This window comes from Citrobacter sp. Ce006 (genome assembly GCF_030336535.1).
GTDB lineage: Bacteria > Pseudomonadota > Gammaproteobacteria > Enterobacterales > Enterobacteriaceae > Citrobacter > Citrobacter europaeus.
This window is the reverse complement of the sequence record NZ_JAOWDO010000068.1, coordinates 16,223-31,641: the sequence shown is the minus strand read 5'-3', so window position 1 is coordinate 31,641 and position 15,419 is coordinate 16,223. Positions and strand designations below refer to the sequence as shown.

At 45.5% G+C, this 15,419-nt stretch carries 10 protein-coding genes; 4 read left to right on the top strand and 6 right to left on the bottom strand.

The window, feature by feature from the left end; genetic code table 11:
• Positions 1–219: 219 nt before the first annotated feature.
• On the bottom strand, positions 220–1,116 hold the full coding sequence (locus OGV94_RS12265; protein WP_286523463.1) for a LysR family transcriptional regulator: 897 nt from the start codon (positions 1,114–1,116) through the stop codon (positions 220–222).
• A gap of 99 nt (positions 1,117–1,215) precedes the next feature.
• Between OGV94_RS12265 and OGV94_RS12260 the strand changes: the two genes are divergently transcribed.
• Complete coding sequence (locus OGV94_RS12260) at positions 1,216–2,397, top strand: MFS transporter (RefSeq protein WP_286523461.1); 1,182 nt, start codon at positions 1,216–1,218, stop codon at positions 2,395–2,397.
• Positions 2,398–2,515: 118 nt separating this feature from the next.
• Here OGV94_RS12260 and OGV94_RS12255 read toward each other — a convergent pair whose 3' ends face one another.
• Complete coding sequence (locus tag OGV94_RS12255) at positions 2,516–3,124, bottom strand: short chain dehydrogenase (RefSeq protein ID WP_049095464.1); 609 nt, start codon at positions 3,122–3,124, stop codon at positions 2,516–2,518.
• A 97-nt stretch (positions 3,125–3,221) separates the two neighbouring features.
• Here OGV94_RS12255 and OGV94_RS12250 point away from each other — a divergent pair, with 97 nt between their 5' ends.
• Together OGV94_RS12250 and OGV94_RS12245 are read left to right on the top strand one after the other, a co-directional pair.
• Complete coding sequence (locus OGV94_RS12250) at positions 3,222–4,124, top strand: LysR family transcriptional regulator (RefSeq protein WP_286523458.1); 903 nt, start codon at positions 3,222–3,224, stop codon at positions 4,122–4,124.
• A gap of 744 nt (positions 4,125–4,868) precedes the next feature.
• The gene (locus tag OGV94_RS12245; RefSeq protein WP_206640345.1) at positions 4,869–6,314 is read left to right on the top strand and encodes a caspase family protein; all 1,446 of its coding nucleotides are present in this window, start codon (positions 4,869–4,871) and stop codon (positions 6,312–6,314) included.
• Between the two features lie 606 nt (positions 6,315–6,920).
• Here the strand turns inward: OGV94_RS12245 and OGV94_RS12240 are convergent.
• From OGV94_RS12240 to OGV94_RS12225, 4 genes are read right to left on the bottom strand one after another with little or no spacing between them, the layout of a single operon-like run.
• Positions 6,921–10,772 carry a hypothetical protein gene (locus OGV94_RS12240; RefSeq protein ID WP_286523453.1) on the bottom strand — a complete coding sequence of 1,284 codons (3,852 nt, stop codon included), beginning with the start codon at positions 10,770–10,772 and terminating at the stop codon, positions 6,921–6,923.
• 40 nt (positions 10,773–10,812) lie between these two features.
• Positions 10,813–11,784 (bottom strand): reverse transcriptase family protein, encoded by a 972-nt coding sequence (locus OGV94_RS12235; protein WP_286523451.1) that lies wholly within the window; start codon positions 11,782–11,784, stop codon positions 10,813–10,815.
• A complete protein-coding gene (locus tag OGV94_RS12230; protein ID WP_004104673.1) occupies positions 11,765–12,055 on the bottom strand; it encodes a helix-turn-helix domain-containing protein in 291 nt (96 codons plus the stop codon). The genes OGV94_RS12235 and OGV94_RS12230 overlap by 20 nt, the downstream gene beginning before the upstream one ends.
• 51 nt (positions 12,056–12,106) lie before the next feature.
• Entirely contained in the window at positions 12,107–12,346 is a 240-nt protein-coding gene (locus tag OGV94_RS12225; RefSeq protein WP_055317743.1) for a hypothetical protein, read from the bottom strand.
• Positions 12,347–12,963: 617 nt separating this feature from the next.
• On the opposite strand from OGV94_RS12225, the gene OGV94_RS12220 reads away from it, so the two are divergent.
• Positions 12,964–15,303 carry a KAP family P-loop NTPase fold protein gene (locus tag OGV94_RS12220; RefSeq protein ID WP_238984285.1) on the top strand — a complete coding sequence of 780 codons (2,340 nt, stop codon included), beginning with the start codon at positions 12,964–12,966 and terminating at the stop codon, positions 15,301–15,303.
• Positions 15,304–15,419 lie beyond the last annotated feature (116 nt).

Sequence of the window (15,419 nt, the reverse complement as noted above, 5' to 3'; positions counted from 1 at the left end):
TTTATCTTGGCAAGGTTTACAGGAAGGTGCAGGATATTAATTCGTTATATGAATCCATTCAGACAAAATGAAGCCTTCTCATAATACATAACGATTTTCTCTCTCTATTGGACCGTCCTTCAGCATTATATGTTTATTCCAGCCCTAATATACAGGTTAGCTATAATGTCAGATACAGCGAATAAATATTTCACAATAACAGTGTTCCCGGATAATTTTTTATTCCGAGGGCAACACTAAACTTTCCGCGAGGAACTCTACAAATGATGAGGTTCTTGATGGAAGAACAATGTTTTTATAATAAACCGCATTGAGTGGTTCGCGGACACGCAGTTTCTCTTTTATATCAAGATTGACAAGATCACCCTTTGTAATATCATTTTTTACATACGGTTCTGGCAGGCAAGCAATACCCGACGAGTGAATGGCCAGCTGTCTTATAATCTCACTGTTTGAAGCGACAATGGATGGCTGAATTTTATAATAGTGTTCTTCGCCCGTATCCAGAGGCCAGTCATTCATTAAGGAGTTTTGTTTGTAACCTATCAGCCTGTGGCTTTTTAATGCATCAACTCGATGAGGCATACCATGCTCTGCAATGTATCGCGGAGAGGCAACAAACATCATCTGGCACAGCCCAAGTATCTTCGCATGTAAGCCGGAGTCTTTGAGTTTTCCGATGCAAACAGCAACATCACTTCTGTGTTCAAGCAAATCATAAACATTGTCATTTGAAATTATTTCAATTTCTATCTCAGGATAGCATTTCTGATATCGATGCAGAACCGGTGTAATGACGTGCAGTACAAGAGACGTGGAGGCAATGATCCGAATCTTCCCGGATGGATGACGACGTTTCATGGTGACATGTTCTTCTGCATCCTCTACTGAAGCAATGATTTGTTTGGCATATTCCAGGAATGTCCTTCCTTCTTCAGTGGATTCCAGTCTCCGCGTTGAGCGTCTGACCAGTACGGTATCTAATTTCTCCTCCAGTCGTCGAAGCGCTCTGCTAACAGCTGATACGGTAAGATCCAGCTCATACGCAGCTCGTGATAATGCCCCTGTTTCTATAACAGCAATAAATATCTGCATTTCTGCTAAAGTTGTTTTCATCTTTGCCTTGAAGTCAAAAGTGTTTTAACGGCATAAATCTGTTCTTATTCACAGAGATATTTCAGTATTAATCCTTACATTTATCGATTAAGGATTTTTATGCCAATAGCACTCTTCGCTTTGACAATCAGCGCTTATGCTATCGGGACAGCTGAATTTGTCCTTGTTGGAATCATTCCCATCATTTCAGCTGATTTATCAGTTTCAGTACCGTCAGCGGGTCTGCTTGTCAGTCTCTATGCGCTGGGGGTGGCAGTAGGTGCACCTCTTTTAACTGCAGCCACAGGAAAAATGTCCCGCAAAACGCTTCTTCTGTGCCTGATGGTCGTTTTTACTCTAAGCAATTTGTATGCCTGGCAAGCTCCCGGGTTCGTTTCGCTGATTGTGGCGAGGATCATCACCGGCATGGCACACGGCGTGTTCTATTCCATTGCTTCAACCATCGCTGCCAGCCTTGTTCCAAAAGATAAAGCCACGAGTGCAATAGCTATCATGTTCGCCGGGCTGACCGTTGCTCTGGTCACCGGTGTTCCCCTGGGGACTTTCATCGCTCAGCACCTTGGCTGGAGAACCACATTTTTGTCAGTGTCTGTTCTCGGGATGATCGCCTTTGCAGGCAGCTTGTTACTGATCCCTCGCGGCATAAAAAAATCTGAACCCGCGCCAGTAAGATTTCTACTCAGGGTTCTGACAACCCCCCAACTGATACTGGCATATTCCCTGACAGCGGTCGGGTACGGGGGATCGTTTATAACGTTTACCTACCTTGCCTCTACTCTTGAGGAAATATCCGGATTTTCACCCGCTGCTGTAAGCGGTGTCATGCTGGTATACGGTTTTGCAGCTGCACTGGGTAATCTGTATGGCGGACGGATCTCTGACAAACACGGCCCTATTAATGCCCTGAAAATTATATTTTTATTACTGTCCCTGGTGTTGTTCGCTTTATATCTGACAGCATCTAATTCATGGCTGATGCTGGTCACTACATTTGTCTGGGGTGCTGCCGCATTTGCAAACGTCCCTGTACTGCAATATCTGGCTGTCAGGCAGGCTGAGAAATTCGTTCCTGAAGCTGTGGATGTGGCATCAGGGCTGAATATATCGGCCTTCAATATCGGTATCGCTGGCGGAACCTGGATAGGTGGACTGGTCGTAATCCATTTCGGTCTCCTGCATACCACATGGCTTGCCGGTGCGGTCGTTTTCTTCGCTTTCCTGCTCAGTATTTTCGCGGGAGCGCTACAAAAAAGGGAAAGAAGCACTGAAGCTGCGTACTGAAAACCGTCGTGAGCATCACCCATAAATTCATTTAGTTCCCAACGCATATAGCCTGAGTCCGGAGCTATGCTCCTCCTCAGGCTATAGCAGTTACACTGAATAACAGACTGACTGGCAGTTAGGCATCGACAAAGAGAACTTTACCGTTGATAAATCCGTCAACAGAACGCTGGAACGCTTTTCCGACCAGTTTGCCCGGAACTGGCTGGAACCCTGGCAGCATAGGGCCGTAAACATCCCAGGCTTCTTCCAGTACGGTTGGGTTCACTACATTGATACGGATCCCGCGGGGCAGTTCGTTAGCCACACACTGTACAAATGTGTCGATAGCACCGCTGGTTGTCGCGTCAGCAATAGAGCCGGGGATAGGTTTCACATTATGAATGCCGGAAATTAAAGTGAATGAGCCGCGGTCGTTGATGTACTCAAGGCCTATTTTAACAACATTGATCTGACCCAGCATTTTGCTCTGGACAGTAAGCTCCCACTGCTCAGCCGTCATATCGACAAAACTGGCATATTCGCAGTGACCAACTGCGTTAACAACAGCATCAAATGCGCCGACGCTTTTGAAAAGAGCTCTCAGAGATTCATGGCTGGTAATATCTACCTGATAGTCCGTACCTTTTCCTGAGCGACTGGCGGTAATAACTTTGTGATCCCCCAAACCGGTCAGCGCCGCTTTACCCATCTTCCCCTGAGCACCAATCAGAATTACAGTTTTCATTATTTGCCTCGGATATGTTTATGAAATACGGGAGAAATCATATATGAGGTATGATACAATTTAAATAAAGCTGGAATTGTATGAGGTACAACTAGAATTGGATTTCATTGATATCAAACACATGCGTGTATTTTTACTGCTGGTTAAAGAACTCAATGTCTCAAGGGTAGCTTCAAAGCTGGATATCTCTCAGCAGGCAGTCAGTGCATATCTTAAAAGACTCAGAACCTATTTCGGAACCGAGCTGTTTCTACGCAGGAATGCAGGACTGGAGGCGACCGACTATGCCATTTTTCTGGTGCCTAAAGTAGAAAAAATCCTGGATGAGGTTAGCCAGCTTCGTTCACCCCAGGTATTTAATCCGAACATTCAGGACTTCAGCATATGCATAATGGCAAACGAATATGCTCAACTTACTATCATCCCATCCTTACTGAAGACACTACATATGCAGGCACCGCGGGCCAGCGTTGAAATCAAAGACTTCAATTCCAGGCACCACGTTGAAAGTCTTAATTCCGGCGATGTCGATCTGGTACTGGGTTTTTCGAATCATATTGATCCCGGACTGATACGCAAAAACATCCGGCGTGAAGAGTACTGCTGTGTGGTCAGACACGGCTCAGCTATTCCGGGAAAACTTGAAATGAAAATGTCCTTTTCAGACATTCCTGCCGTTAAATTTGCTCCGAGTGCCGGTAATATTGAAAATCTGGTTGATGATTTTTTTAACAAAGCCGGAATGAAAAATAATGTCATCGCTACGTTACCGTGTTATACAACGCTCGGCGCTTTTTTCACTGCGAATGACGCCATTGCTTTCATTCCATCAGCGATAGGAGCGCAGGGAAATTACTGTAAACTGGAGATGCCAGAAAAAATGGTCCCGTTTGATGTTACTGTCGCCTGGCATCGGAAAAGTAATGATAATCCGCTCCGAGTATGGTTGACCAAAATACTGGAAATGACGACTATTTCCGGGGACACGAATTGTATTTAACATTTGCGATCAGCCAGAAAAAATGATCGGCTTATACAACATCAAATGGCATATAGCTATAGCTCCAGATTCCCTTTGAATTTTCTCCTGCTTTTGCATCAGCTCAAACTTATTCATTTGTAATCCTGGCTTTGATATTCAGAAGGAGGATTCTCATCGCCAGTTCTGATCCACTTAGTCAACAGATCATGCAACGTCTGTAGGTGGGATTCGACCTTCTTCCATTCGCTGTTCTGACATAAGCCAGCAAGGATTAGCGCAGGTTCCGACTTTACCTTTTTTCGGATCTCAGGAAAGGATGAAAACAATTGGTGCTGATAGGGCGCTAATCATCTCTGATTGTTGCGATGAATGGATTATTGCCATATGGGAAAGAGGGGGTTAATTATTGCTAAAAGTGGATAAGTCGTCCTGCCGGCAAATCAACGACGAAGCGGCACTCATTAATTTACCCTGAACGTCCACCCTGACCTCTGGCATCATGTCTGGTCAGTAAAGTCCGCTCTGTGCCAGGAGCGGACATAACTCACATCTCGAAGTGTCAATCAATAGACGCCGCCCAAAAAACACATTTGTTAATAGCATATATCCATCATTTCTGTTGTAATTCATGTATAAATGTATCTTTATAGTTTTTTAGCATATCAAGATACATTGCATAGGTTGATGACGATGGCCTAAGACGTCATTCTTGTGAAGAAACGCTGTTTACTTTTAAGGTATGTTAAACTAATGAATCGAAAAATGACTGCGTTGGTTATCGGAAATGCAAGTTATCCGGGGCAGGAATTAAAAAATAGCACTAACGATGCAGAAGATATGTATACGGCGCTTAGTGAGTTTGGATTCTCCGTAATCCATTTATCCAATGCAACCCAAAGAGAAATAGATGAGGCGGTCAAATCATTCAGGGATAACTTGAACAGCAATGATATAGGCCTTTTTTATTTCGCTGGTCACGGGATGCAGATAAATGGCGAAAACTACATTACTGCTGTAGATACTGATTTTGGTACCGAGATTGATGCAAAATACTCATCCTACCCATTAAATAAAGTTATTGAGATAATGGAAAAAAGTGGCAATAAAACCAATATTATTATATTGGATGCTTGCCGGAATAATCCTTACGAGCGAGCGTGGCATAGAGCCCCAGCTCAAAGAGGTTTAGCTCCATTGTTTGCACCGAAAGGAACTATTGTAGCTTTTGCGACTTCCCCAGGTGAGGTCGCCGGCGACGGAGTAGGGAGAAATGGTTGTTATACTGAAGCTTTACTTAAACATATAAAATCGCCAGATATTCCAATTGAAGAAATGTTTAAGAGGGTAAGAAACTCTTTAGCTGTTCTTACAAAAAGTAAACAGACATCTTGGGAACATACCTCTTTATCAGGCGATTTTTTCTTTAACATAAGTTTGGTTAGCTCAATAGGAAAATATGGAAAGGAATCTATTGCCGATAACTTATTTAATGTTAAAGCAGGCATCAGGCTCCACGGGGTAATAACCAAATTAAAATCTCATGACTGGTACATTCAAACTCCTGCCGCAAGAAGCATTAAGACTGAAGATATTAATCAATCAGATATTGACTCGGTTTTTGTTTTAGGTAGGAATATTTATCAGGCAGCTTGTGGAGGAGCTCATGGTGCGAGCGAATTTATATCTTCGTTCCGTGATAAAACTCACGACATCATAGAGGAATTGAGATCTGCCATATTAGATGGGATGTTATTTGAGATTTTCTTTAACTCAAATGGTGAGTTAAGAGATAACTTCAAAACTTCCAAGTTCAATAGCGTATTTGAACTTCAAAGATATTCAGAATTTGATGAATCATTCAAATTCATATCAGACATCTTAGCGATCTACCCTAATAAGTTTCATATAATCCCAGGTAAAAATAGAAATGTTTCAGTAGATGTGGAAACTATAATTAATGATAAAGATGAATACAAGGTGATAGGTGTTTATCTGGGCGGTGTAAACCTCCTCCGGCAAGATGAGGACTTTGGATACTATGAAGATGAGGGGGTTGTCCCATATGAGGCACTAAGAAAGCTAGCATTTGAAAGACGCTTGTCGGAAGAAATGCTCATACCAAATGCTAAACTTACAATCAATTTTGATTTTGCAGCTGATGGTCAATCAAAAATTTTATTCCCGTATGGCCATACGGTGGCAAAATAAATTTTAAAGGCGTTGGTTAAAACAAAAAAACAGTAAGACCATCGTATTAAAGTCCGCTCCAAGCTTATAGCTACCCTGACATCCGCTTAGGGCACGGAGCGGACCAGAAATGACACTCACCTACAGAATAAATATTTTTAGTGATACCGAAAATTTAATGACTTTTTCACATTTATTAGCACACAAAATAGCTTAAGTATATGTGAGGAAAATAACTAACATCCGTTACTCGCTCATGAGGGAAAACCATACTCAAATTTCCCACATTGCAGGAGATATGGATATTAACACGTCACCGTGAAACAAAGGACGTATCATCGGCAAATAGGCAAAAAAAGACCACTTCAGATATCTTGACCTGTTACCCGTTGATTTACACGCCAATGCGACTATTTGGCTGCGAGTTCAATTGCTAACTTCCGCTCCTCGCTCATAGCAGACCTCGCAACACTGCAGGCGGTCCGCTGTGTGCCAGGAGCGGAACTAAGTGTGCCAGAGACTCTCTAAAAGTTGATAGTTCTTTTTGTAGGGATACTTACACGTTTATCACGTGCAGATTTCATTACTTTCTCCTTATCGCAGAACGTTGGTATAGGCTTCTAGCCTTTATTCAAACCGCTGTTCCCTTTCACTATCTTCCCTTTGTTCGCGTTCTTTTTGGCGTTCGACCCACTGATTCATTTTTTCACAAACTGTTTTGGCAGCCTCGGCGATATCTGGACGCTCGTGTTTACTCAGCGCACCGATGGCGCTTGATCTAGCTTGCATTATGTTCGCCAGGCTACCAGTCCAAGAGGATGGAGTGATTCGATCAGCAAAAGACTCCAGCACAGCTAATGGCTCAGGAGAGGCCTCTAACAGTTCTATAGCAGCTTCGTGTAGGGTTAGTACATTCTGTTCATCATTCTTTGACCAGAGAGTCACACCAGCCGCAATGGCAGCCCAAACACTGGGATCATTTCTGGCACGGCACCATTCAATCAAGATGCTAGTACTTACATCAGCAAGAGGAGAAAGGCGTAAACCGCCACGACGAATAAAGAACTGTCTTCCCTGCTGCTGTTCCTCGGTGCATTCAAAAATGCCATTGAGAAATGATTCAGGCATTAACGCAACAGTTGTTGCTATAGTCTTCTCGAATCCCAAAAAATATCCATAGTGTTCATCAATAACATTGAAAATTGCGTCCAACCACTCAATTTTTTTTGCCTCATTACCATCGAAACGCAATGCGGCATCGATAACTCGCTCCATGTAAAAATCAATTGTCCCTCTTTGGCCTCTGTCGCTGCTTTTAACCCGCTGGATTGCAGCAGCAAGACCAATCAACCGAAAGTCTGCGCCAAGCGTATCTACCGATTTGTCTTTACCATGCAGTCTCATGGAGAGCGCATGCAAAATGACATTATCTCCGCTTGCTTTACTCAGGAGTTGCTCAGCAAGCTCGAGAAGACGAATTCTCGGCAAATTGGCATATTGTTCTCGCCATAGAATAGGCTCATACATGAAAGGGCTAATGTCTGGATCATCCAAATGCTTTATGCAGCGATCCAAATCAGTTACCGTAAATGTCCCCCAAGGATGCAAGCCAACCAATACCTGTCGAAGTTCAGGATGCTGCGCACATTGTTCGAGAAACTTCTGTGCTAATGATGGATCGACAGAGTCCACTTCTTCGATGAACCCCCCAATAACTCCAAAGTCTTTGTTAGCATCTGGCTGTTTTTCAATTTGTTCAACAAGTCGCTGCCAGCCAATACGTAGATCATGTGTCCCTCGAGCAAGTCCTCGACCAAAGACAGCACGATAAGGCATTCCACCGATGGAGAACAGATCTACTCCTAACTCCTCAAGTACATGATTTGATAAGGCAAAGTCTTGTCCCAATTGAAGTGCTTTAGCTTCAAGTCGTTTTCCGGCTGCGGTATATTTATCGGAGTCCTCATGATCAAAATCCGCATCCAGCGCCCAATAATCATGATTTGTACTCAACACGTATGTCTTTATTGTTGGAATTAACGCAATGGGCTCCAACTCCTTCTCTAAGGCAGCAAGATTATCCGGCAACGGCTCAACATCATCTCCATCGCTACGCTTGGTATAGTCAAAATAGACCGTTGAACGAACGGCTTTCCAACCTTCCCCCCAAGGACTTAAAGCATTTAATGTACGGGCAGCATCGACGAGTTTGTCTCGCATTGCTTCTTGAAACCAAATTTCCCTGAATTTGTCAGCCAGGATTGATCTTGCAGGCCTTTCAAGCTCAGGATCTCCGGATGCCGCTAATTGGATAATGACGTCAATAAAGGCGCTGCGCCATTCGACAAGTTCATCATAGTTGGGTTCGTATCCATAGTCTCTTGGTCGAGCTCCAAACTCACCAACCCCAAACCCTGACCACGGTGGGCCATCCAGTGCAGTTGACAGCATCTTTAAGCCCAAAGATCTACGCGTAATAATGCTTGATGCAATGCATTCGTTCATTAAAGCAATACGCTGGCTTAGGGAGGCATGAGTACCAGACAGATACGCCTGGAAAAACCTTGGGACCATGTTTCGAGCAGAATCCAGGTCATTATTATCGGCTTCGTCCTCTGCCATTTGAATAAGAAGCCTGGCGCATCGTTCAAAGGCACTCGGTTCGTATGCCATCAATTGTAAAAGACGCAAAATACTACGTCGCTGCGGATTGTAGCCCGGTTCCATACCTTTCAAATCAGATGATGAGAGTACGGCCTCAATTCTGTTGAGCAATGCTTCAGGTGCAACCGGTCCTATATACCCAAGTATTCGTAACGAAATATCATTTAACTCGGCTATTCTTCCCAACATCCCTTTAGGCTGAAGCCAGGCTTCTACAATTTCTTTGGCAACAGGATGGTCATGCAACAACCCTAGGCGATGCGAAAAAGACATTAATAAACGCTCACAATCCGGAGCTTCAAAAGTCGCCCTAAGTTGATCAACGGGAATACTGTCGAGTGCGGATGCTGCCAATCTATTAGCAATAGCATGGGGTAAGATAGCTCTCCAGTGAGATCTTTTCTGAATGATATGACGTTCCATCAGCTTCGTAACGGCTTTAAATAACTGGGTTCTGGAATACCCAAAGAGCGCCCCTAATATTTCCAGTTCATCGGTAGCAGCATCTGGACTAGATACCGAGAATGAATACACCAGTGACAATATTTCAGCTTGCTCCCGTAAATTACCATCAGGATGATTACGCTGTTCAAACAAGCGATTAAACAACTGCGCATCAGAAAGTAGAGCCAAACTCTCGCCTTCCTCCCCTCTCTCAGCTATAGCCAAAGCAACTCTTGCATTCCCATCTGCAAACTCAGCAATACGACGGGCATTATTCTGACCAATAGAAGGGAAGCGACGGATAAGAAGTTGCTCTGCCACCTCTGGACCATCTGTCTCAATATGGATGACCTCAGTTGTCTGTGGTTTGTCATCCCTTATGTCGTACTCGATTGTGATGAGGCTTACCTCTTTACCTGCGGCTGATATCTTGCTGGCAAGCGAAGCATGGAGTTCTGATGGACAATTATCAAGGATCATAATTGCTCGTCGGTCCTCAGCGATAAGCTTATCAAGCATTGCTGTAGCCGACGGTACTGGCTCAGAGCCAGTATCAACATAAATAGCTACTGTCCGGTCAAGCGCATCTGTTCCAACAGTTTCATCAAAGAGCGCCTGAACGATCCGAGTCTTCCCGACACCAGACAATCCTGTAATACGAACTGCCTTATTCGTCGAACGAATAAGGGCACGCATTGGGCTAATTGCTTCATCAATTTTAAGTTTTTGCCCTTTTCCCGACGGTAAAGTAATGGTTACACCTGGGGCTGAGATTAAAGTGTCTGTAACACCTTGTGGTGGATTGCTCCAGGCTCCGTAGGGTCGCCAGCCGGAATACCCTTGCCCAAGCTTCCCTTTTACCCACAGCATGACTGATGAATGTTGGCGCAGCCATTGAATGAGTTTGGAACGGTCGTAGAAATCGAGATGAAGATTGCTTTTGTTAGGATCATCTTTTACTGCATCCCTCATCGCTTTGAGACGATCCGCCTTTCCTGACGGCGAGCAATCATCACCCAGGCTGACAATGATGTAGCTACCTTGCTTTCTGGCTTGTTCAGAGATTATGGGTGAAAGCGCGTTGCCGGTGCCCATTTCCTTCTCAATTGTAGCCTTTGGCATTTTATGTTTCTTTGCCTGAAAGACCGTATTAGGCCTTATAAGAAAGCCTGATTTCAGTTGATCAACTGGAACCTGAACATGGATATCAATTCCTCCGTCAGGGGCTGTAATTGAGCCAGACCAATTTACACATGCAGGGCTATGACCATGTATTGCCACTTCAGCTTCTGCTAGCCGAGCTATCAGCTCTTCTAGCTGAGTATCGGAGAGCCGAAGTAATTCATCCTTTTCAATGTCAAAGATTGCCACGCATTCACCTTAGTAAAAATTTTTTGCCCTGGTTCTTACACTATGTATACATATTCATGCGCCCCGAACTCTTAAGAGCAAGCAAGCGCTGTTTAAGTTTTTTTGCTTTGCCAGGATGGAATCTGGCCAATAAATGAACTAGTCCCAATGTTTGTGCATAAGGGCCCTTATCGAACTCGAGAATTTCGCCCCTAAGAATGGCTTGCTCCAAATGATGGACTGCCGATCGTATCTGACTTTGCTTGGCTGAAGAGAGACCAGGTTTTGAATTCACCGAAAGCTTGGTAACTTCCATCCGTTGCCCAGATGTTCTGATTTCATGTTTAGCTCGTTTAGGCTGGTAACCGTGCCTGGAAAGCATGCCATAAATCGAGGCTATCACATTCGTTTTAGCTGGTTTATCAAGAAAGTTTACTGACGAGACGGCGATATCATCAACGTATCGGGAATAAATTATTCCTCTTGCTCGAAAACTGGCTTGCAGTGCCGGTTCATCTTTCCAAAACGCCAGGTTAGCCAGAAATGAACTAGTGATGGCACCCTGAGGTAGCTCCCCTTGTCGGGTCGTCAGCTTGGTTAAACATTCAGCTACTTCATTATCGAAGCCAAAGAAATGTTGCCATATGTTATGCACTATTGTGTCTGAAGTTGACGGGAAAAAACGCGTGATATCTTCATTAATAACAATCGTAGAACCAGCGTGTAAAGTTGCATTGGTTTTATAATCACAACCTTTCAGACTACCTGTCAAATATGCTGGATAAACAACGTAATCAAGAATATTGCGCCTGATATTGCGTTGTACTTTTTTTAGAGGTGCATATGCATCCCAAGTCTGACGCGTACTTCCGTCAGGCTTAGTGATCGTGCTGGCGAGTCGGTACATATGGTCCGCACGATTGGCTAGATTAAGTAGTTCGATAGGAGAGATGTTCAGCGCTTTTGATAGCGCTGTCATACTGCTGATGCGTCGTTTGCTATAGAAGGGGGAATCAGACAGAGTGTGAATCATTAAGCAGCTCCAACGCAGTACGCGCAAGTTCTCCTTGGAGTCCTTTATCAATACCGTTAAGATCACCGGCCTCTGCTGCAATAAAGAAAATAATGCTGACAGGAATGTTGAGAGCAGAAGCAATGCTGTTAAGGGTTGAAAGCGTCGGATCTCGCTTATTGTTTTCGAGCATGGAAAGATAAGAAACAGAACATTCTGCCTTCCGAGCTAAATCCGTCTGTGATATTCCCCTTCTGGTTCGGCATAACTTGATAGCCTGTCCGATATTCATAATTAACTCCGCAAATAAATATTGGGCCTGCTGCGTCTTGGCTCTGTTGCATTATTTCATCCAATCATCAATATTTGTGATCAAACGAACTACAACGTCAATAATACGCAGTGCCCGGAAGACGATATCGTCAAACCGGAATCCGCTTCTTACCGGGCTGTCAAGATGTATGCGTAACTGACGCAATACATCTTCCAGCTCTGCCAGAGCGCCAGCATCGAGTTGGCTGCAGTGAGCATCGCGCAGCTTTTCAAGCGTTGCGATGGTGTTCTTTAAAGTATCGTGATTCATGTTGCTCTCCTTTGAATCGGCAAAACGCCGAAGCCCCGTAACAAGGCGATGGCCGAAAGGAGCCAACCCGATGCGCAAGCCCAACACCAGTCTTCGCGACGATGAAGCCCCGTTAATTTCGATAGTGCAGTTGCCTAGTAGCCGCGTATCGCGACTGGCTACAAATCACCATCATGACGAACGTGCTTCAGACTGACCGATGACGCTAGTCTGCCCGTCAAAATCTCCAACACCGGATGAAGGAGCGGCCTGATAAGCAGGCAATTACGCTAGACCTTCGCTGTTACGATGAGAACAATCATTTTAAAGAACACAGCTCAGGCGGAACGCCTGACCTGTGATAAGTAAAGCATTCCTTTCGATATTTGGCAATAGAATTTTACTGACAGTGAAATTCTATTGCCTAGTCAGTACACCTTTTATCTGCGGCTTCATGTTGAGTAGACAGAACCGCTATACTGGTTTGCGTTTGCAGCGGGTCCCCTTCAGTTTGCTTACATAATAGGTTGAACTTGTGCAGACAAGGCTCGCACGGGCTTTAACTTGCTCGGTCTGTGAACCAGTGAAGCTTATAACAATAGGTCGATTGATACATGCATTTTGGGAGATAGTGTGCGATGAGTAAGCTGTTGTTCCGTCTGGCGGCATGGCGTGCTCGCCGTCGCGCGAAGCCTAATGCTGATATGGTAAGGAACGAACAGCCGGACGGAGGGATTGGGGCTGAAGCGCCGATTCGGACAGCATCCGAAGATCGCCTTAGAAGGTCCGGATTCGCGGCTCGTATAGCCGACGTTCTTTCGGAGCTTAGTTTGCGCGAAGGCCGAGTGTTCGCTATTCGTGGGGGATGGGGCTTCGGCAAATCATCACTGAAAAACCTTATCACCGAACGGCTCGATGCCAAGAGCAGTGGAGCGGACTGGCTCGACTTTAACCCATGGCAATGGGGAGACGGCGATGCAATCGCCCGCGCGCTATTTGGCCAGATAGCAGATCGATTGGGAGGCGAGCATTCGAAGGCTGCACTCGATCGTGCCGAAGCACTGCGACGCTACGGAGCGATCCTTACCGGGGTCAGTAAGCCTCTTAAAGAAGCTGGGAGTTCAGGCCTTCTAATCTCGACGGTGCTAACAAATGCTTCGGTTATAGCGATCGCGTCGGCTATTGGATATGACCTTCCGACAGTTGCAAAGGTTGCGGCTGTTCTTGCCTTTTTCTCGGTCGGAGTACCTCTTCTCGGACGCGTACTATCGTATCTCGGGCGTGACCATAGCGGCGAGTCTCTCGACAAGGTACGCAGAGCACTTGAGGCTCGTCTTCGCGAACTTGACCGGCCGCTGGTTGTCTTCGTCGATGACATTGACCGGCTCGAGCCTGAGCAGATTAGGATGCTGCTTCGGCAGGTAAAGGCGAATGCTAATCTACCGAATATTGTTTTTGTGCTCCTGTTCCAGCCCAGTATCGTAGAGCGAGCGCTAGATCCGGTTGCCGATAACGACGGTCGAGCCTTCCTTGAAAAGATCGTGCAGGCTAACTTTGATTTACCAGTCGTACCGACATCTTTCGTGCATCGTATGTTCGAGGAAGAACTCTCTGAAATAGCGGGCCCATACGCGACTGAGGCCAACGGGTTCTCTCAGAGACGTTGGGGTAACGCTTGTATTGGCTGCATCCAGCCCCTGCTTCGCAACATGCGTGATGCACGTCGTCTCATCTCATCTATTGCTGTACACATGCCACTGCATGTGGTCGGCAACGTATTCGAGGTGAACATTGTAGATTTCTTGCTTCTGGAAACACTCCGGGTCTTCGAACCAGACCTCCACGATGCACTGTTCCGTGAGAGAGGATTGGTTCTCCAGGAAGGGCGCTTCTTCCGTGATGGCCGACGGGAGGTGGACCAAATAGCAGCTAAGGAACTTCTTGAGATCGTCTCAGAAGAGCGCCGTAATATCATTCGTGATGCGCTTAAAGACTTATTTCCTCCCCTTGAATGGGCATATGGGGGGACGAACTATGCAGACGGTTTCCATCGCCGGTGGTTGATGGAGAAAAGAGTATGTACTTCGCGCTACTTCCCACGTTACTTTGAGCTTCAAACGTCGGTTGGAGAAATGTCTGAGCGCCGTTTCGTTGATTTTCTCGATGCAACAGCGACAGAGGACGAGCTCCTTGCTGCAATCGCAGCCGTCGAAGCTGACGGGCTGCTGAATTCGCTCGTTGCGAGGCTCGACGAATCCGTCGATCGATTACCGTCCGAGAACGCAGCTGTTCTACTCCCTGGGATGTTCAGAATCGCTGAAAAATTAGCAGGCACGAACATTGGCACTTTCAATTCGTCATATATGGCAGCGTGGCGAGCGACAAATTGGTACCTGAAGGGGATTCCTGAAGATGTTCGAGGCAGTTTGGCTCTTGAAGCACTCCGTAAAACTGAAGCACTATCCGTTGCTTCAATCCTGATCCATCTTAGCGATCCCACCGATCGGAATGAGGGCGAGAGTAGAGCCTTCGAGCCAGCGTTAGATCTCAACACCGTTGTGGCAATGAAGGCTGAATGGTTGCGGTTGATAAAGATCCGCGCAGCAGACAGCGACGCGCTGATTGCTGAACCGGATCTCATATCACAGCTCTATCGCTGGAAAAAATATACAGATTCATTGGATGAACCTCGAGAGTGGGTGAGGAAAGCCATTCAAACCGACTTGGGCTTCGCAACCATGGTCACACGCCTTATGAGCATAGGCACGAGCCATGCGTATGATGATCGAGTCTCCACGCAGTACATCAGTTTCAACAAAGAGACAATTGACGATTTTATTGGCATTGATGTGGCGAAGGCTAAGTGTGATGCGATTAATCCCACCCAGTTCCCCGAGCACGAAGAGGCTCTGCGAACTCTGCTTAGAAATCTCGAAAAGTGGCTCGGATTGCGAGAAAAAGACATTTCTGATTTCTAGAAGGCAGTAGCTACTTACATCGAAATTGAATATCCACGGGTTTCACAGACACCTCAGAGTCATTTAAAATGCCTTAAAGAGAGGTGCACATGAGCAGTAAGAAAATATTGTGCAGT